The organism is Pseudomonas aylmerensis (assembly GCF_001702265.1).
Classification (GTDB): domain Bacteria; phylum Pseudomonadota; class Gammaproteobacteria; order Pseudomonadales; family Pseudomonadaceae; genus Aquipseudomonas; species Aquipseudomonas aylmerensis.
Genome location: NZ_MAUE01000015.1, coordinates 17,156 through 33,717 on the forward strand (window position 1 = coordinate 17,156; position 16,562 = coordinate 33,717).

The window sequence follows — 16,562 nt, forward strand, 5'->3', positions numbered from 1 at the left end:
TTACTCCCAATTGCCCAGGTCGGCGCTGTAGCCGTCGCCGCCCGGTTGGCCGTCCTGGCCGTAGAAGATCAGGTCGAAAGCGCCGTGTTCACCGGGGAAGCGATAACCAAAGGCGTGGCCGAACGGGTCCTTGAGGTCCGACGGCTTGGCGTATGGCCCGGCCCAACTGGACGCGTTGCCGGGCTTGTCCACCAACTGCTGCAGGTTGTTGGGCGGCGAGCCGACATCCAGGGCGTAGCTGTCGATTTTCATGCTCAGGCTCGCCAGCTGCGCCTTGCCCGCGCCGTATTTGCCCTTGTCCACATTGCCGCCGACCTGGCGTACCACAATGGTTGCAACGATGCCCAGCAGCACGATCACCGCGAGCATTTCCAGCAGGGTGAAACCGCGTTGGCGGCGTGAAGATTTCATCGGTCTGGCTCCTTGAAGATTCATATATTGCTGGTCAGGCTCATCAGCGGCAGCATGATCGCCAGCATGATCACCGCCACCAGCACGGCCATGACCACAGTCAGCGACGGCACCAGCGCGGCGAGCAGGCGGTCGATGCCGCGCTTGGCCTCGACGTCGAAAATGTCGGCCACCTTGAGCAGCATGCTGTCCAGTTCACCGGCCTGTTCGCCGACGTCAATCATTTGCAGGGCCAGCTCCGGCAGCAGCGCTTGGCTGCCGAACGCGCTGGCCAGGGTGCCGCCGCCTTTCACCGACTCCGCCGCCTCCGCCACCTGGGCCTGCAGCGCGCGATTGCTGCAGACCTGGCGCGCGATCACCAGCGCTTGCAGCAGCGCCACGCCGTTGCTGAGCAAGGTGCCGAGGGTGCGCGCCAGACGCGCGGCTTCGACCCGCTGCAACAGCGGACCGATCACGCGCAGGCCGAGCAGGCGCCGGTCGTGGCGTTGCCGGCGCAGGGGATCGCGCAGGCGCGCGGCGAGTGTCCAGGCCATCACGATCAATGCCGCCAACACCGCCAGGCCATAGCGACCGAGAAACTGGCCGAGCGCGAGAATCACCTCGGTGATCCATGGAATCGGCACGCCCAGGTCCTCGAAGATCGGCACGAATTGCGGCACCACGTACGCCAGCAGCAGCGCCAGGGAACCGAGCACGCCGACCACCAGGAACGCGGGATAGATCAGCGCATTGATCACTTCGCCCCTTAATAACTGGCTGCGCTCCAGGTAATCGCTGAGCTGGCGCAAGGTGCTTTCCAGCGCGCCGCCAGCTTCACCGGCACGCACCATGCTCAGGTACAGCGGGGAAAAGTTGTCGCCCTCTTGCGCAAGCGCCGCGGATAACGTCTGGCCTGCCTTGACCTGCTCGCGGATGCGTTCGATCAACGCGCGCACCGCGGGCGGGCCGGGCTGTTTGAGCAACAGGCCGAGGGCACGTTCCAGGGGCTGGCCGGCGCCCAACAGCGTGGCCAGTTGCTGGGTGAAACTCACCAGCGCTGCGCCCTTCAACGGCCCGCGCGTGTTGCGCAGCAGCCGGCTGCCCGCCGCTTCGATGTGCAGCAGCAACAAGCCGCGCTTGTGCAAGGCGGCGACGGCGGCAGCCTGGTCGGCGGCATCCAACGTGCCGCTCTGCGTGGCACCCTGGCTGTCCAGGGCGCGGAATTTGAACAGGCTCACGCGCCCTCTCCACGGGTGACGCGCAGTACTTCTTCCAGCGAGGTAATGCCCGCCAAGGCCTGGCGCAGGCCTTCTTCATGCAAGGTGCGCAGGCCGGCACGACGGGCGGCCTGCTCCAGGGTGTCGGCGTCGGCGTGGCGCATCAGCAGGCTGCGCAGCTCATCGTTCATCACCAACAGTTCGGTGATGGCGCTGCGGCCGTGATAACTGCCGCGGTAGAGCAGGATCGGGCGCTGTTCGGTCAGGCGGTCGAGGCCATGTTCCTCGACCAGTTCCGGCGGTGCTTCGAACGCCACGCGCGTGGCCGGGTCCAGCCGTCGCACCAGGCGCTGCGCCAGGATGCCGCTGACGGTCGAGGCGATCAGGTAACTTTCCACGCCCATGTCCAGCAGCCGCGTGATACTCGCGGCGGCGCTGTTGGTGTGCAGGGTGGACAGCACGAGGTGGCCGGTGAGGGAAGACTGGATAGCGATGCGGCAGGTTTCGAGGTCGCGGATCTCGCCGATCATGATCACGTCCGGATCCTGGCGCACGATGGAGCGCAGCGCACCGGCGAAGTCCAGGCCGATGGCCGGCTTGACCTGGATCTGGTTGATGCCTTCGAGCTGGTACTCCACCGGGTCTTCCACGGTGATGATCTTGCGTTCGGTGGTGTTGAGCCGCGCCAACGCGGTGTACAGCGTGGTGGTCTTGCCCGAACCGGTGGGCCCGGTGACCAGCAGGATGCCGTGGGGCCGCTCCAGCAGATCGAGGAAGGCCGCCAGGCGCTGGCCGTCGAAGCCCAGGCTGGGGAAGTCGAACTGCACGGTTTGCCGGTCCAGCAGGCGCATCACCACCGACTCGCCGAAACTGGTCGGCACCGTGGAGACCCGCAAGTCCAGTTCCTTTCCCTGGATACGCAGCATGATCCGCCCGTCCTGGGGCAGGCGCCGCTCGGCGATGTCCAGGCGCGCCATGATTTTCACCCGCGAGATCACCGCCGCCGACGAACTGGCCGGCGGCGCCTCGGCGTCGTGCAGCACGCCGTCGATGCGGTAGCGCACCTTGAGCTGGTTTTCGAAGGGTTCGATGTGGATATCCGACGCGCGCTGTTCCACGGCGCGCTGCAGGATCAGGTTGACCAGCCGAATCACCGGCGCTTCGGAGGCCATGTCCTTGAGGTGCTCGATATCTTCCAGCGCGCCGCCCTGCTCATCGAGGTTCTCGATCAGCGTGCCCATGGCGGAACGCCCCTGGCCGTAATAGCGCTCGATCAGCGTGTCGACTTCAGTACGCGGGCCGATCGCCAGCCACACCGGCACCTGGCAGGCGTAGGCCAGGGCCTGGAACGGATAGGCCTGCGCCGGGTTGGCCGCGAGCACGCGCAGCCCGCCCTGGTTCCAGCCCATGGGCACCACCTGGTAGTGGCGCATGAAGCGCTCGGTGAGCGCCGGCAAAGGGTCGAGCAGCGGCGGCGCGGCATCCGCCAGCAACAGCGGCGCACCGAGCAGGCCGGCCCAGGCACGCGCCAGCTCGATTTCCGAGACCAGCCCCAGGCGCGTGAGCAGCCCCAGCAGGTCGCCGGCATCGGTGGACAAGCGCCGGGCACGCTCCAGGTCGACGGTTTTCAGCCCGGCGTGCTGCATCAGCCACGCGCACACTTGGTCGGTGTGCGGTATCTGCAGATGGCAGGCATCGATAGGCATGGACGACATAGTAGTGGGTGTCTGATTGCGAGAAAGTATGGCTATTTGGAACTACTGGGCATTAAAGGTAAAAGGCCATTAGTTCGCCACGCCGCAGTCGAAGTTAACCGGGGTTATCGACTGGAAGTTACAACGCTAGTTCCGGAACCTCGGAAACAAACTGAAAAGAATAGCCAAGGACTGTCCCGGTTTTCCGGTACAACCCTTGATTTAAAGCCTTCGTTACCTGCCGTCAGGATTTGGCTAATTGCAATTAGCCACTTACTTAGTTATTCAGGCACTTTCGCGCTCGATCAAGCGACATTGCAAAAGATTCAAGCGCTGAACTTCCTCTTCAACCGGCAATACGCCCAAACTTTGCAGAACCCGCGTCGCTGCTAATACACCGATATCCAGGGCCGGCGGTTTGATCGTACTGAGGCTCGGCAACAACATTTCGGCAAACGGATAATCGCCGAACCCCAGCACCGCGCAGTCCTGCGGGATCTTCACGCCGGCACGCTGCCCGGCCAACAGGCCGCCGGCGGCCAGGTTGTCATTGGCGAAGAAGATCGCGTCGGGCGGTGTCGCATGGCCCATCAGGGTTTCCATCGCCTGCTTGCCCGCTTCAAAGGGCGCGCGGTCAGCGTCGGGGGCGAATACCCAGGGGGTGACGCCCAACGCCGTCAGCGTCGCGGCGAACCCGTCTCGCCGTTCCAACGCGCTGAAGTCGCCCGGGGCGCTGTTCTGCACGAAGGCGATGCGCCGATAGCCTTTGCCATGCAGGTAGCGCGCGGCCGTGACGCCCACGTCGTAGTGGGAAAAGCCGATCTGCAACGGCTCGCGCTCGGGCACGTAGTCCCAGGTTTCCACCACCGGGATATCGACGTCGGCGATCATCTTTTCGGTGCCCGCGCTGTGGAAGCGACTGGTCAGCACCAGCGCCGCCGGCGACCAGCCGAGGAAGGCGCGCACCGCGCTTTCTTCCTGTTCGGCGCTGAAGTAACTGGACGCCAGCAACAGCTGGTAGCCGTGGCGGCTGAGCGTGTCGCTGAAACCCTGGATGGTATTGGCGAAGATCGGCCCCGAGATGTTCGGGATCACCATCGCCACGATCCGCCCTCGCGCCGAGGCCAGCCCGCCGGCCACCAGGTTGGGCACATAGCCGAGTTCGGCGACTACCGTGGCGATGCGCTCGCGACGCTCGGGCGAGACCTGGTCCGGCTGGTTGAAATAGCGCGACACGGTAATCGCCGATACCCCGGCCTGGCGCGCGACGGTGTTCAAGGTGACGCGCCCGGCGCCACGGCGTTTGCGCGGTTTGTCTTCGCTCACGGGATGATCCTGTTAAAAACCAAAAAGAATATAGGGCTAATTTTTTAGTATTTGACGCTCTAAACCAGACCTACCAATAATGCCGATGTTAGCGCTAACAAAGCGCGTTGTCTGCTACTCGCTCGAGCGAATGCCCAAGACAGTTTCACAGGCGCTGACGGTCGCAAGAACCGCAGCGGTTCAGGGCATTTCTTTCGAGCGGACACAGCATGCACAGACGCACTCACTTGTTTTTACTCGCCGGTTTGACGGCCCTCCCCGTACCCGGCGCCTTTGCCGCCGACGAGGCGGAACCGACGCTCAAGTCCGTCACGGTCACGGCCACTCGCCGCGAAGAGTCGCTGCAAAAGGTCCCGGTGGCGGTCTCCGTCCTGGACGGCGAGCAACTGGAGCGCGACAACCGCAACGGCGTGGCGAGCATCGCACAACAAGTGCCGTCACTGAACTTCCGCACCGGCGCATCGAACAAGGACACGTCGCTGTTCGTGCGCGGCGTCGGCACCATTTCCACCTCCCCTGGCGTCGAGCCGACCGTGGCCACGGTAGTCGACGGCGTGGTCTACGCGCGCCCCGGCCAGGCCACCCTCGACCTGCTCGACCTGGAGCGCATCGAAGTGCTGCGCGGCCCGCAAGGCACGCTGTTCGGCAAGAACGCCTCGGCCGGCGTGCTGAACATCACCAGCAAGGCGCCGACGGCCGAAACCCATGGCTATATCGACCAGTCCTACTACAGCGGCAATGAAAGCCGCACCCGCTTCGGCATCGGCGGCAGCCTGGTGCCGGACGTGCTCAAGGGCTCGATCAGCACGTTGTTCGGCAGCTACGATGGCAACGTCGACAACCAACATAATGGCCAGGAGGTCAACGGCTACAACCACAAGGGCATTCGCGGCAAACTGGAATTCACCCCGAATGACGACGTGAAACTGACCCTGATCGCCGACTACATGCAGTCCCACGACGATGCGCCGAATGGCGTGGTGAGCAAGTCCCTGACCCCGGCCTTCGCCAATGCGTTAAACCCGGTGCGCGCCTCCAGCGACAACCGTGATATCAACACCGACACCCGCAGCCATGTGGAAGACACCAACAAGGGTTTGTCTGCGCAACTGGACTGGAACCTGGGCGACTACACCCTGACCTCGATCACCGCCTGGCGCGGCTGGGACAACACCCAGTACCAGGATGGCGACCGCCTCGGCAGCGTCACCGCCGCGTTCCCCGGCACCGCCGACAAAGGCGAGCTGGCCTTCGATCAATACTCCCAGGAACTGCGCCTGGCCTCGCCCAAAGGTGAATTCCTGGAGTACGTCGGCGGCCTGTTCTACATGCACGGCAAAGACAAAGAGACCTACCAGCGCACGCTGACGACCACCACACGCACCGACCGCGGCATCGCCGACTACAGCACCACCAGCGACAGCTACGCGGTATTCGGCGAGACCACGCTGAATTTCACCTCGCGCTTTCGCGGCATCGCCGGCCTGCGCTATACCCACGACGACCTGAAATACGATCACCGTCGCACCTCCACCTCGGCCACCCTGGTCAGCGGGATTCAACCGGCCACCTCGAGTTCCGGCTCGGTGGATGAAGATGGCTGGTCCGGCCGCCTCGGCGTGCAGTACGACATCACCGACAACATCACCAGCTACCTCACCTACTCGCGCGGCTACAAAGGCCCGGCGTACAACGTGTTCTTCAACATGCTGGCGCGTGACACCGACGCGCTCAAGCCGGAAACCTCCAACACCTGGGAAGCCGGGATCAAGGCCACCGCCTGGAACAACCGCCTGACCACCAACCTGGCGGTGTTCCACAGCGATTACGACAACTACCAGGCCAACTTTTTCGACACGGTCGCCGGGCAGGTGGTCACGCGACTGATCAACGCCGGCAGCGTCAGCACCGAGGGCGTCGAACTGGATTACGCCTTGCAGGCTACCCAACAGCTGAAATTCTCGGGTGCCCTGGCCTACACCCGCGCACGCATCGATGAATTCGCCTGCCCGGCGGGCGCGGCGGCCACCTGTAATGTCAATGGCAAGCCGCTGCCGTACAGCCCGGACTGGAAAAGCTACGTGCGCGCCGACTACACAATCCCGCTGGATAACAGCCTGGACATCGAACTGGGCACCGATTACAGCTGGCAGAGCGAAGTGCAGTACGACATCAGCCAGAATGTCGACACCCAGCAAGGCGCCTACGGCATCTGGAACGCCAGCGTGGCGCTGGCCGACTACAGCAACGGCTGGCGCGTGGCGTTCCTGGCCAAGAACCTTGCCGACAAGTCCTACTCACCGCTGCTGGCCACCGGCGGCAACTACATCTACCGCGCCGTGCCCCGTGACGATGAACGTTACTTCGGCGTGCAACTGCGCAAGGATTTCTAAGCATGAGCCGTCAACTGAAACTCGGCGCCTTCCTGATGGCCACCGGGCACCATGTCGCCGCCTGGCGCCACCCGGACGTGCCGGCGAATGCCGGGCTGGATTTCGCCCAGTACAAACACCTGGCGCGCGTTGCCGAGGCGGCGAAGTTCGATGCGCTGTTCGTGGCAGACAGCATCGCTGCCGCCACCGGTGAGGTCGCCAGCCATATGGCGCGCTCGGACCATTTCGAACCGCTGACGTTGCTGTCGGCGTTGAGTGCAGTGACGGAGCATATCGGCCTGATCGCCACGGCGACCACCAGCTATAACGAGCCTTACCATGTGGCGCGTAAATTCGCCTCGCTGGATCACTTGTCCGGCGGGCGCGCCGGCTGGAACCTGGTGACCTCGGACAACGCCGCCGAAGCGCAGAACTTCGGGCGCGAGGAACACCTGGGCCATGCTGAGCGCTACAGCCGCGCGCGCGAGTTTCACCAAGTGGTCACCGGCCTGTGGGACAGCTGGGAAGACGATGCCTTTGTGCGCGACAAAGCCAGTGGCACCTATTACGACCCGAGCAAGCGGCATGTGCTGGAGCATGTCGGCGAACACTTCCGGGTCAAGGGCCCGTTGAATGTGGCGCGCTCGCCCCAGGGCCAGCCGGTGATCGTGCAGGCCGGCTCTTCCGAGGCGGGCCGCGAGCTGGCCGCGCAGACCGCCGAGGTGGTGTTTACCGCACAGACGTCGCTGGCCAATGCCCAGGCGTTCTATGCCGACCTCAAGGCGCGGTTGAGCCGGTATGGACGTGAGGCGGACGCGCTGAAAATCATGCCCGGCGTGTTTGTGGTGGTCGGGCAGACCGAGGCCGAGGCGCAGGCCAAATTCGCCGCGTTCCAGGCGCTGGTTGAACCTGAAGTGGGCGTCGCGTTGCTGGGGCGCATGCTGGGCAATTTCGACCTGTCCGGCTACCCGCTGGACGGGCCGTTGCCGGCGCTGCCGTTGACCGACAGCGGGCAGCGCAGCCGCCAGCAGCTGTTGAGCGAACTGGCCGAACGCGAGCATCTGACACTGGCACAACTGGGCCGGCGAATTGCCGGCGGTCGTGGGCATTACAGCCTGATCGGCACACCCACGCAGATCGCCGACGAGCTGCAGCGCTGGTTCGAACAGGGTGCAGCGGATGGTTTCAATATCCTCGTGCCGCATCTGCCCGGGGGGCTGGAAGACTATGCCCGCGAGGTAGTGCCCGAGCTGCAACGGCGCGGCCTGTTTCGCACCGAATACAGCGGCTCGACCTTGCGCGAAAACCTCGGTTTGGCGCGCCCGCAAAATCGCTTCAAGGAGGTTCAGGCATGAGGATTGCCGCGTTATTGCTCAGCCTGCTGGCGGTTACGCACACCGCGTTGGCGGCCGCACCCGACACTTTGCGCATCGGCTACCAGAAAGGCTCGATCGCCCTGGTGCTGGCCAAGGAACATGGTTTGCTCGAACAGCGCTTTCCGCAGACGACCGTGAAGTGGATCGAATTCCCCGCCGGCCCGCAGATGCTCGAAGCGCTCAACGTCGGTGCGCTGGACGTGGGCTCGACCGGTGACATTCCGCCGCTGTTCGCCCAGGCCGCCGGTGCCGACCTGGTCTACATCGGCGCCGAGCCCCCCAAGCCCAGTGCCGAAACCATTCTGGTGCGCAACGACAGCCCGCTGCATTCAGTGGCGGACCTGAAGGGCAAGAAAGTCGCGTTCCAGAAGGGCTCCAGCTCTCACAACCTGATCCTGCGTGCCCTGAATAAAGCCGGCCTGAGCTACAAGGATATCCAGCCGGTGTACCTGCCCCCCGCTGACGCGCGCGCGGCGTTCGAACAAGGCAGCGTGGATGCCTGGGCGATCTGGGAACCCTACTCGTCGCTCGCCTTGAGCCAGAGCCCCAGCCATGTGCTGGCGAACGGCGAAGGCCTGGGCCTGTCGGGGCCGGTGTATACCGCGCGGCGCGAATATGCGAACGCCAACGGCGGCTTTATCCATGATCTATTGGAGGAACTCAGCAGCGCCGAAGCCCTCACCCGCAGCCAGCGCGAAGACAGCCTGCGCGTGCTGACACAGTTCATGGGCCTGCCCCGCGAAGTGATCGCACGCTACATGGATAACCGCCCGCCTTCGCCGATCTTGCCGATTGATGAGGGGATCATTAACGCGCAGCAGGCGACGGCAGATTTGTTCTTTCAGAACCACCTGCTGCCCAAGGCGATTGAAGTGAAGAAGGCAGCGTGGAGTGTTGACGCTCGCTGATAGCAGTACCGTGGAGATGCCCATGAAGGCGGTGGGTCAGCCACTGCATGAGGTGACTGATACACAGCCTTCGCGAGCAAGCCCGCTCCCACAGTTTTGATCATCGTCCGGGTTCGGATTCGAGGTGTTTCGCCAACATTCGCGCCGACGATACGACCCGGTTCGAACTTGAAATACAACCCAAATGTGGGAGCTGGCTTGCCTGCGAAGGCGGTGGGTCAGCCACTGCATGAGATGGCTGACACACCGCCTTCGCGAGCAAGCCCGCTCCCACAGTTTTGATCCTCGTCCCGGCTTGGGATTCGGGATGTTTCGCCCACATTCGCGCCGACGATACGACCCGCTTCGAACTTGAAATACAACCCAAATGTGGGAGCTGGCTTGCCTGCGATAGCGGTCGGTCAGCCACTGCATGAGGTGACTGACACACCGCCTTCGCGAGCAAGCCCGCTCCCACATTTTCTAACCGAGCCGGGTGCTCTTCTCGACCAGGCACATGGGCGTGCCCGCCACCGGCTCCTGCATGATCTGCACTTGCACTTCAAACACCTGGCGCATCAATTCGGCACTGATCACTTGCTCCGGCGCGCCATCGGCCACCAGCTTGCCGCCGTGCATCACCGCCAGGTGATCGGCGTAGCGGCAGGCCTGGTTGATGTCGTGGAGCACGGTGATCACCGTCTTGCCTTCGGCGGCGAGTTCGCCCATCAGGTCGAGCAGTTCGACCTGGTGGCTGATGTCGAGGTAGGTGGTGGGTTCGTCGAGCAGCACCACGGGCGCGTTCTGCGCCAGCACCATGGCCAGCCAGGCACGTTGGCGCTGGCCGCCGGACAGGTCGGCCAGGGCACGGTCGGCCAGGTTATCCAGTTCCAGGCGCTGCATGGCCTGGGTCACATGGGACTGGTCGTTGCCGCTCAGGCGCCCCCACAGTGAGTTGTGCGGGCTGCGACCGTAGGCGATCAACTGGCGCACGCTGACGCCCTCAGGCACCGGCAACACCTGGGGCAGAAACGCGACCTGTCGCGCCAGTTGGCGGGCAGACAGGCTCGCATAGGCCTGGCCATCCAAGGTCAACTCACCCTGGGTCGGCTTGAGAATGCGCGCAAATGCCTTGAGCAAGGTGGACTTGCCGCAGCCGTTGGGGCCGATCAACGCGGTGACCTTGCCCACCGGCGGCGCGAACGACAGGCCCTGCACGATGCGCGTCGCGCCGTAACCGATATCGAGCTGTCGTGCGTGGAGAATACTCATGTGATCAGCCCTTGAACCGTGCCAGCAACCAAAGAAAATACGGCGCGCCAATCACCGCCGTGAGCACCCCCGCAGGGATTTCGCTGGGCGCAATCAAGCTGCGCCCGAGGGTGTCGGCGAGCACCAGCAGCAGCGCGCCGATCAGCATCGCTGCCGGCAGCAAATAGTGGTGATGTCCGCCGACCAGGCGCCGCGCCATGTGCGGTGCGACCAGGCCGATAAACCCGATCGGGCCGATCACGCCCACCCCCAGGCTGGTGAGCAGCACCGCGCAAGCCATTGCCAGCCAGCGCGTGCGGCCCAGCGCGGTGCCCAGGCTGTGGGCGGCTTCATCGCCCAGGGCGATCAGGTTGAGCGGCTTGGCCAGGCACAATCCCAGCGGGATCAGCACCAGGAACGGCAGCACCAGCGCCACATGGTGCCAGTTGCGGCTCCACAGGCTGCCGGTCAGCGCGAGCAAGGCGGTGTTGATATCCAGCGGATGAGACAGGATCAGAAACTCGGTGACGCTGGACAGGGTCACCGCAATCGCCACCCCGGACAGCGCAAAGCGCACCCCGGAAAAACTCACGCCGGTGTTGTACAGCGCCAGCAGCAACGCGCCGCCGGCACCGCCCAGGCACGCCACCAGCGGCAGCCAGGCGATCGGCAGGTGCGGCCAGCCGATGATCGCCACGGTCAGCGCCAATCCCGCGCCTTGGGTCACGCCGAGGATTTCCGGCGAGGCCAGCGGGTTGCGAATCACCCCCTGCACAATCGCCCCGGCCAGGCCGAATGCGCAGCCTGCGAGGATCGCGATCAGGCTGCGTGGCAGGCGGTGGTTCCACACTTCAAAGTCGAGCGCGTCATGGACCAGCAGGCGGTCCAACACGGTCTCCGGCGTGAGCCACACGGTGCCCGCGCTGAGGCTGACAAAGACCGCCAGCAGCAACAGGCCGAGCAACAGCCAGAGGCGCAATCGTGGCTGGGTCATAGGGCACGCCTGGCGAGAAAGAGGAAGAACGGCGCACCAATCAACGCGGTGACCACCCCGGCCGGGGTTTCCACCGGGAAGGCCACGGCGCGGCTGAGCAGGTCGGCGCCCAGCACGATCACCGCACCCAATACCGCGCTCAGCGGGATCAGCCAGCGGTAATCATTGCCGAGAAACTGGCGCAGGATATTCGGCGCGATCAGCCCGACAAAACCAATCGGCCCTACCGCGCAAACGCTAGCGCCCACCAGCAACAGGCTGGCGACAAACACCTGCAGGCGCAGGCTGGCGAGGCCCACGCCCAACGAGCGCGCGGCGTCTTCGCCGAGGTTGATCAGGTTCAAGCGCGGCGCGCACCACAGCGCCCACAGGCCGCCGATCAAGGTGCACGGCCAAAGCAATTGCACCTGCGTCGCACCGACGTTGGCCAGGGAACCGGCCAGCCAGTTCAACACGCTTTGCGCCTGGGCCTCGACCAGGATCACGGTGAGGCGGGTCAAGGCAGCACACAAGGCTGCGACGGCAACGCCCGCCAATACCAGGCGCCCCTGGGCCGTGGTCGGCGACCAGGCGCCGCCCAGGCTGAACACCGTGATCCAGGCCAGTGCGCCGCCCAGGCAGGTCATCAGCAAGGCGCCACCGGCGAACGGCAACGCGACCAACCCGGTGGAAAACAACGCAAGCCCCAACGCCGCCCCCGCCGTCACGCCGAACAACGAAGGCGATGCCAGGCGGTTGCGGGTGATGCCTTGCATCAGCGCCCCGGCCAGGCCCAGGCAAGCCCCCACCAACGCCGCGCACAGCGCTCGCGGCACACGCAACTGAGCCACGATATAGGCCATGTTGCCGCCGACACGGCCCTGATGAACCAGGCCGTTCCAGGCATCCGCCGCCGTCAGGGTGAACGGTGACCAGCTGTACAACGACAGCCAGAACAACCCGGCGCCGAGCAGCAGAATGCCGGCTGCCGCCACACTGCGCGCCATGCTTATTGGCTCAGTACGGCTTTACCGCCCTTGAGAATCGCCAACGCGTCTTCGGCAATCTGCTCCGACGCCAGCACCCCACGGTTACGCGCCCAGCTGTCGCCATCCACTTCGGCCACCTGCTGGTGACGTACGGCGCCGAGCACTTGCCACAGCGGCTGCTTGCTCCAGCTGTCGACGATGCTCGGGCGGCGGTAATGGCCGACCAGCAACCAACCCGGGTCGAGGGCGAGGAGTTGCTCCAGGCTGACGAATTCGGTCGGCGCCGCATTCGCGCGTACCGCTGGCACCTTCAGGCCGATCGCCTGCAGTACGCTGCCCGCGTAGGAGTCCGGGCCGTGCACCGAGAAGCTGTCTTCCCGCGCGACACCAAACAATACGTTGGTGCCGGCGGGGATCTGCGCGGCGATTTTTTTCAGGTTGTCGCGGTTCTGCGCGATACGCGCTTGCATCTGCGGGCCTTTGCCGAGGGCCTTGCCGATCAGTTCGGCGGACTTGAGGCTGCCCTGGTAATCCTCGCCGCGCGAGGGCAGCAACAGGGTCGGCGCAATGCTTGCCAAGTCGCTGTACAGCGCCTGATGACGGTTAAGGTCGGCAACGATCAGGTCCGGCTTGAGCCGGGCGATTTCCTCGATGCTCGGCTGCGAACGCAGGCCCACGGATTGCCACTGGCCGATGGCTTGGCGCACCCTGGGCAGCACGCGGTTGGCGTCGCCATCGTCGGCGGCGCCAACGGGTGTGACGTCGACGGCGGCCAGGCTGTCGAGAAAGGAGAACTCCAGCACCACCACGCGCTTGGGCGCATCCGGCAGATGCACGGCGTGCTGGCCGTCATTGAGGTCGATGGGCGCAGCGCTTAATACGCTTGAAGAAAACGCCAGGAGGCAGGCGGCAAGGGTCGGGATGGAGCGCAGCATTCGCATGACAAGTACCTCGGCGTTAAAACACCCCGGCTAGACAGGCTGGGGAAAACGGCGGGTACTATTCCATATCGGCGCGGCGTGATCAAAAAACATTCTCATTTCCACCATGGGAACGGGCTTGCTGTGTTGAGCAAGCCTGTTGGGGTCAGCAAACTTGTTGGGGTGAGCAGGCTTGTTGGAGTCAGCAAATTTATTGTGGTGAGCAGGCTTGTTGGAGTCAGCAAATTTATTGTGGTGAGCAGGTTTGTTGGAGTCAGCAAACTTGTTGGGGTGAGCAGGCTTGTTGGAGTCAACAAACTTATTGGGGTGAGCGGGCTTGTTGGAGTCAGCAAATTTATTGTGGTGAGCACGCTCCTGTGGCGAGCGGGCTTGCCCCGCGTTGGGCTGCGCAGCAGCCCCAAAACAGATCAGCATGGAATGCCTGGCACACCGCATTTTGCTTGAAAGGGGCTGCTGCGCAGCCCAACGCGGGGCAAGCCCGCTCGCCACAAAAGATCCTGCGCACCCCGCCCTGCAGGCTCACCTTAGAAAGCCTGAGAAAGCCCCCCAGGCATACCCGTCACAGCGATCAGAAATCGACAGTAGCCGACAGCAAATACGTACGCGGTGTCGACAGGGTCAGTCCCGGCTCGCTGTCATCCGACGCTCCCGCCGAACTCCAGTAGCGTTTATCGGCGACGTTTTCCACGTTCGCGCGCAAGGTAATGTGCTTGTCATCCACCTTGAACGCATAGCGCGCGCCGACGTCGACACGGTTCCAAGCGTCGATCTCCTTGACGTTGGAGGTGTCCAGGTACTGCGAGCTGGAGTAGATGCCACGGCTGGTCAGGGTCAAACCTTCGAGGCCCGGCACATCCCATTCGGCGCCGAGGTTGACGTTGTACTTGGGCGTGGCCGGCGCGCGGTTGCCGTTGGTGGCGCCGTTGGTGGTGTCCTGCAGCTTGCTGTCGATGTACATCACCCCGCCGAGCAGGCGTACGCCCTTGAGCGGCTCGCCGAACATGCTCAGCTCCGCCCCGGTGTTCTGGCGCTTGCCGTTGGGACCGAACACCGTCGTGATGGCATTGGTTTCGTAGGCAGGCTGCTTGATACGGAACACCGCAGCGGTCACCGCAAAGGCGCCGGCGTCGTATTTGGCGCCGACTTCCACCTGGCGGCTGATGAACGGCGGGAAGATTTCATCGTCGTTGGCCGAGGTCGACGGCGCGACCTTGCCCTGGCTCAGGCCTTCCATGTAGTTGGCATACAGTGACAGCTTGTCGGTGGCCTTGAACAACAGGCCACCGGACGGCGAGATCTTTTCTTCGTCGTAGGCGGTGCGGCCTTTGACCCCGTTGTTCCAGTCATCCACCTTGACCCGCTGCCAGCGCGCGCCGAGGGTCAACAGCAGGCGGTCGTCGAAGAAGCCCAGGGTGTCGGACAACGCCACGCCGCTGAAGCGGTTCTCGGTGTAGACCTTCGGATCGGGGCGGGTTTGCACCGAGGGTGTCGGTATCTGCACCGGGTTGTAGAGGTTGCTGCGGCCCTGCGCATACCGTGCGCCGCCGTTTTCGAAATCCATATAGAAGTAGCTGGCGGCCAGGTTGACCTCATGGCTCACCGAGCCGGTCTGGAACCAGTTGCGCACGCCGGCGGTGTAGGTGCGCACATTTTCATCGCGGGTGAAATCGCGCGGCAGCACCAGGAAGTCGCCGGCGGCGTTGGTCACAGACACTGCATGGCGCAGGAAGTCGTGGTTACTTTTGCGCGCGCCCATACCGCCGTACAGCATCACGTTATCGCTGAGGTCGTACTCGGCGTTGACCGTCCCGAAGGTGTCGTTGGTGCTGGCCTTGCTCCAGGACTGCGCGTAATTGCGACGCACATCGTTGGCGCTCGGCACCGGCGCATTGGCTGCCACCTGCACCCGCTCCTGCGGGGCATCAGTGTCGCGCTCGGTGTGACCGATATCCGTGGAGAGGCGCAGGCGCTCGCCACGAAAATCCAGGCCAAGCACGGCCATTTCACGGTCGACACTCTGGTGTTCCCACTCGGTGTCGCCGGACTGCTTGACGCCGTTGAAGCGGATACCGAACTTGTTGTCCTCGCCAAAGCGCCGTCCTACATCCACGGCGCCGCCGGCCTGGCTGTCGGAGGCCCAGTTGCCGGTAAACGAGTTGATGTCCTTGTCGGTGGCGCGCTTGGGCACCACGTTGATCCCGCCGCCCACGCTGCCACGCGGCGAGATGCCGTTGATCAACTGGGTCGGGCCTTTGAAGATGTCGACGCGGTCGGCCATTTCCATGTCGATGGTGTAGGTCGGCAACACGCCGTAGAGGCCGTTGTAGGCCACATCGCTGTTGAACAGGCTGAAGCCGCGGATGGTGAACTGTTCATAGCGCCCACCGGCCGGGTTGGTGGCGCGTACCGACGGGTCGCTGGCAATCAGGTCACCGAGCGTGCGCGCCTGCTGGTTCTTCACCGCATCCTGGGTGTAGGTGGTCATGCTGAACGGGGTTTCCATGAAATCCCGCGTGCCCAGCAGGCCCTGCGAGCCGCGCCGCGCCACCTGGCCACCGGCGTAGGTGTCGCCGTCGTAGAGGCCGGTGGTGCCGAGAATCGAGGTCGGCGCCAGCTCCAGGCTGCTGCCATCCGGTATCGGCACCAGCATGTAATCGCGGTCGCCCATCGGTTGCAATTGCAGACCCGACCCTTGCAGCAAGCGGGCAAAGCCCTCCTCCACCCCATATTCACCGGACAAGCCACTGCTGCTGCGGCCGCTGACCAGCGCCGGGTCGACGGACAGGTTGACGCCCGACAACCCGGCAAACCGGGTCAGCGCCGCGCTCAGGCTGCCGGCCGGCACCTGGTAACTGCGCCGGGCGGCAGTGTCTTCGGCATAGCTTACGGGGACGAACAACGGGCTGGCGCTGAGGCTCAGCATCAGGCTCAGTTTCAGCAACGGGCGCAAGCGCAAAGGTAGAACTGCGGGCATTGGAGGAAGCTCTCGATTTTGTTCACTTGCCTGGAATGACAGGCGAGGCGAAAAAAGGGGACAGGCTTCGGCCAACTTTCTTCAACATCGCAGGGAAATGGCGACGCCACCTCCCTGAAAAATGGGGAAAAGAGCCACAAGAGTTTCGGATTTTTCGAAGCGTGCGTTTATG

13 protein-coding genes are annotated in these 16,562 nt (G+C 64.1%); 3 read left to right on the forward strand and 10 right to left on the reverse strand.

Annotated elements, in window-relative coordinates; all coding sequences use genetic code 11:
* The 4 genes from gspG to BBG20_RS12250 all read right to left on the reverse strand — a co-directional run bounded on the left by gspG (window position 1) and on the right by BBG20_RS12250 (window position 4,627).
* Window positions 1-411, reverse strand: a complete 411-nt coding sequence (gspG, locus tag BBG20_RS12235) for a type II secretion system major pseudopilin GspG (RefSeq protein ID WP_107338969.1) — start codon at window positions 409-411, stop codon at window positions 1-3.
* Between the two features lie 20 nt (window positions 412-431).
* Complete coding sequence (gene gspF / locus BBG20_RS12240) at window positions 432-1,628, reverse strand: type II secretion system inner membrane protein GspF (protein WP_065903584.1); 1,197 nt, start codon at window positions 1,626-1,628, stop codon at window positions 432-434.
* The gene (gene gspE, locus BBG20_RS12245) at window positions 1,625-3,322 is read right to left on the reverse strand and encodes a type II secretion system ATPase GspE (protein WP_065903587.1); all 1,698 of its coding nucleotides are present in this window, start codon (window positions 3,320-3,322) and stop codon (window positions 1,625-1,627) included. The genes gspF and gspE overlap by 4 nt, the downstream gene beginning before the upstream one ends.
* A 264-nt stretch (window positions 3,323-3,586) precedes the next feature.
* Window positions 3,587-4,627: a LacI family DNA-binding transcriptional regulator gene (locus tag BBG20_RS12250; RefSeq protein ID WP_065903593.1), complete on the reverse strand. Its 1,041-nt coding sequence runs from the start codon at window positions 4,625-4,627 to the stop codon at window positions 3,587-3,589.
* A 209-nt stretch (window positions 4,628-4,836) separates the two neighbouring features.
* Here BBG20_RS12250 and BBG20_RS12255 point away from each other — a divergent pair, with 209 nt between their 5' ends.
* The 3 genes from BBG20_RS12255 to BBG20_RS12265 are packed head-to-tail and all read left to right on the forward strand — an operon-like array spanning window position 4,837 to window position 9,283.
* The gene (locus BBG20_RS12255; RefSeq protein ID WP_065903596.1) at window positions 4,837-7,020 is read left to right on the forward strand and encodes a TonB-dependent receptor; all 2,184 of its coding nucleotides are present in this window, start codon (window positions 4,837-4,839) and stop codon (window positions 7,018-7,020) included.
* Between the two features lie 2 nt (window positions 7,021-7,022).
* Window positions 7,023-8,354 carry an LLM class flavin-dependent oxidoreductase gene (locus tag BBG20_RS12260; RefSeq protein WP_065903598.1) on the forward strand — a complete coding sequence of 444 codons (1,332 nt, stop codon included), beginning with the start codon at window positions 7,023-7,025 and terminating at the stop codon, window positions 8,352-8,354.
* A complete protein-coding gene (locus BBG20_RS12265; protein WP_065903607.1) occupies window positions 8,351-9,283 on the forward strand; it encodes a sulfonate ABC transporter substrate-binding protein in 933 nt (310 codons plus the stop codon). The genes BBG20_RS12260 and BBG20_RS12265 overlap by 4 nt, the downstream gene beginning before the upstream one ends.
* Before the next feature lie 462 nt (window positions 9,284-9,745).
* On the opposite strand, the gene fecE is transcribed toward BBG20_RS12265, so the two are convergent.
* The 6 genes from fecE to BBG20_RS12290 all read right to left on the reverse strand — a co-directional run bounded on the left by fecE (window position 9,746) and on the right by BBG20_RS12290 (window position 16,390).
* Window positions 9,746-10,534, reverse strand: a complete 789-nt coding sequence (fecE, locus tag BBG20_RS12270; RefSeq protein WP_065903609.1) for a Fe(3+) dicitrate ABC transporter ATP-binding protein FecE — start codon at window positions 10,532-10,534, stop codon at window positions 9,746-9,748.
* Window positions 10,535-10,538: 4 nt separating this feature from the next.
* Complete coding sequence (locus BBG20_RS12275) at window positions 10,539-11,507, reverse strand: iron chelate uptake ABC transporter family permease subunit (RefSeq protein ID WP_065903613.1); 969 nt, start codon at window positions 11,505-11,507, stop codon at window positions 10,539-10,541.
* A complete protein-coding gene (fecC, locus tag BBG20_RS12280) occupies window positions 11,504-12,493 on the reverse strand; it encodes an iron-dicitrate ABC transporter permease FecC (protein ID WP_065903620.1) in 990 nt (329 codons plus the stop codon). The genes BBG20_RS12275 and fecC overlap by 4 nt, the downstream gene beginning before the upstream one ends.
* 2 nt (window positions 12,494-12,495) lie before the next feature.
* The gene (locus BBG20_RS12285; RefSeq protein WP_371920694.1) at window positions 12,496-13,410 is read right to left on the reverse strand and encodes a Fe(3+) dicitrate ABC transporter substrate-binding protein FecB; all 915 of its coding nucleotides are present in this window, start codon (window positions 13,408-13,410) and stop codon (window positions 12,496-12,498) included.
* Window positions 13,411-13,446: 36 nt separating this feature from the next.
* A complete protein-coding gene (locus tag BBG20_RS32435) occupies window positions 13,447-13,830 on the reverse strand; it encodes a hypothetical protein (protein ID WP_141697274.1) in 384 nt (127 codons plus the stop codon).
* A gap of 154 nt (window positions 13,831-13,984) precedes the next feature.
* Window positions 13,985-16,390: a TonB-dependent receptor gene (locus BBG20_RS12290; protein ID WP_065903639.1), complete on the reverse strand. Its 2,406-nt coding sequence runs from the start codon at window positions 16,388-16,390 to the stop codon at window positions 13,985-13,987.
* Between the last annotated feature and the right edge of the window lie 172 nt (window positions 16,391-16,562).

What these genes read in the sequence shown, in the direction of transcription:
- gspG (WP_107338969.1), bottom strand. Translation starts at nt 411, where the DNA reads ATGAAATCTTCACGCCGCCAACGCGGTTTCACCCTGCTGGAAATGCTC.
- gspE (WP_065903587.1), bottom strand. Translation starts at nt 3,322, where the DNA reads ATGTCGTCCATGCCTATCGATGCCTGCCATCTGCAGATACCGCACACC.
- BBG20_RS12255 (WP_065903596.1), top strand. Translation starts at nt 4,837, where the DNA reads ATGCACAGACGCACTCACTTGTTTTTACTCGCCGGTTTGACGGCCCTC.
- BBG20_RS12260 (WP_065903598.1), top strand. Translation starts at nt 7,023, where the DNA reads ATGAGCCGTCAACTGAAACTCGGCGCCTTCCTGATGGCCACCGGGCAC.
- BBG20_RS12265 (WP_065903607.1), top strand. Translation starts at nt 8,351, where the DNA reads ATGAGGATTGCCGCGTTATTGCTCAGCCTGCTGGCGGTTACGCACACC.
- fecE (WP_065903609.1), bottom strand. Translation starts at nt 10,534, where the DNA reads ATGAGTATTCTCCACGCACGACAGCTCGATATCGGTTACGGCGCGACG.
- BBG20_RS12275 (WP_065903613.1), bottom strand. Translation starts at nt 11,507, where the DNA reads ATGACCCAGCCACGATTGCGCCTCTGGCTGTTGCTCGGCCTGTTGCTG.
- fecC (WP_065903620.1), bottom strand. Translation starts at nt 12,493, where the DNA reads ATGGCGCGCAGTGTGGCGGCAGCCGGCATTCTGCTGCTCGGCGCCGGG.
- BBG20_RS12285 (WP_371920694.1), bottom strand. Translation starts at nt 13,410, where the DNA reads ATGCTGCGCTCCATCCCGACCCTTGCCGCCTGCCTCCTGGCGTTTTCT.
- BBG20_RS32435 (WP_141697274.1), bottom strand. Translation starts at nt 13,830, where the DNA reads ATGCTGATCTGTTTTGGGGCTGCTGCGCAGCCCAACGCGGGGCAAGCC.
- BBG20_RS12290 (WP_065903639.1), bottom strand. Translation starts at nt 16,390, where the DNA reads ATGCCCGCAGTTCTACCTTTGCGCTTGCGCCCGTTGCTGAAACTGAGC.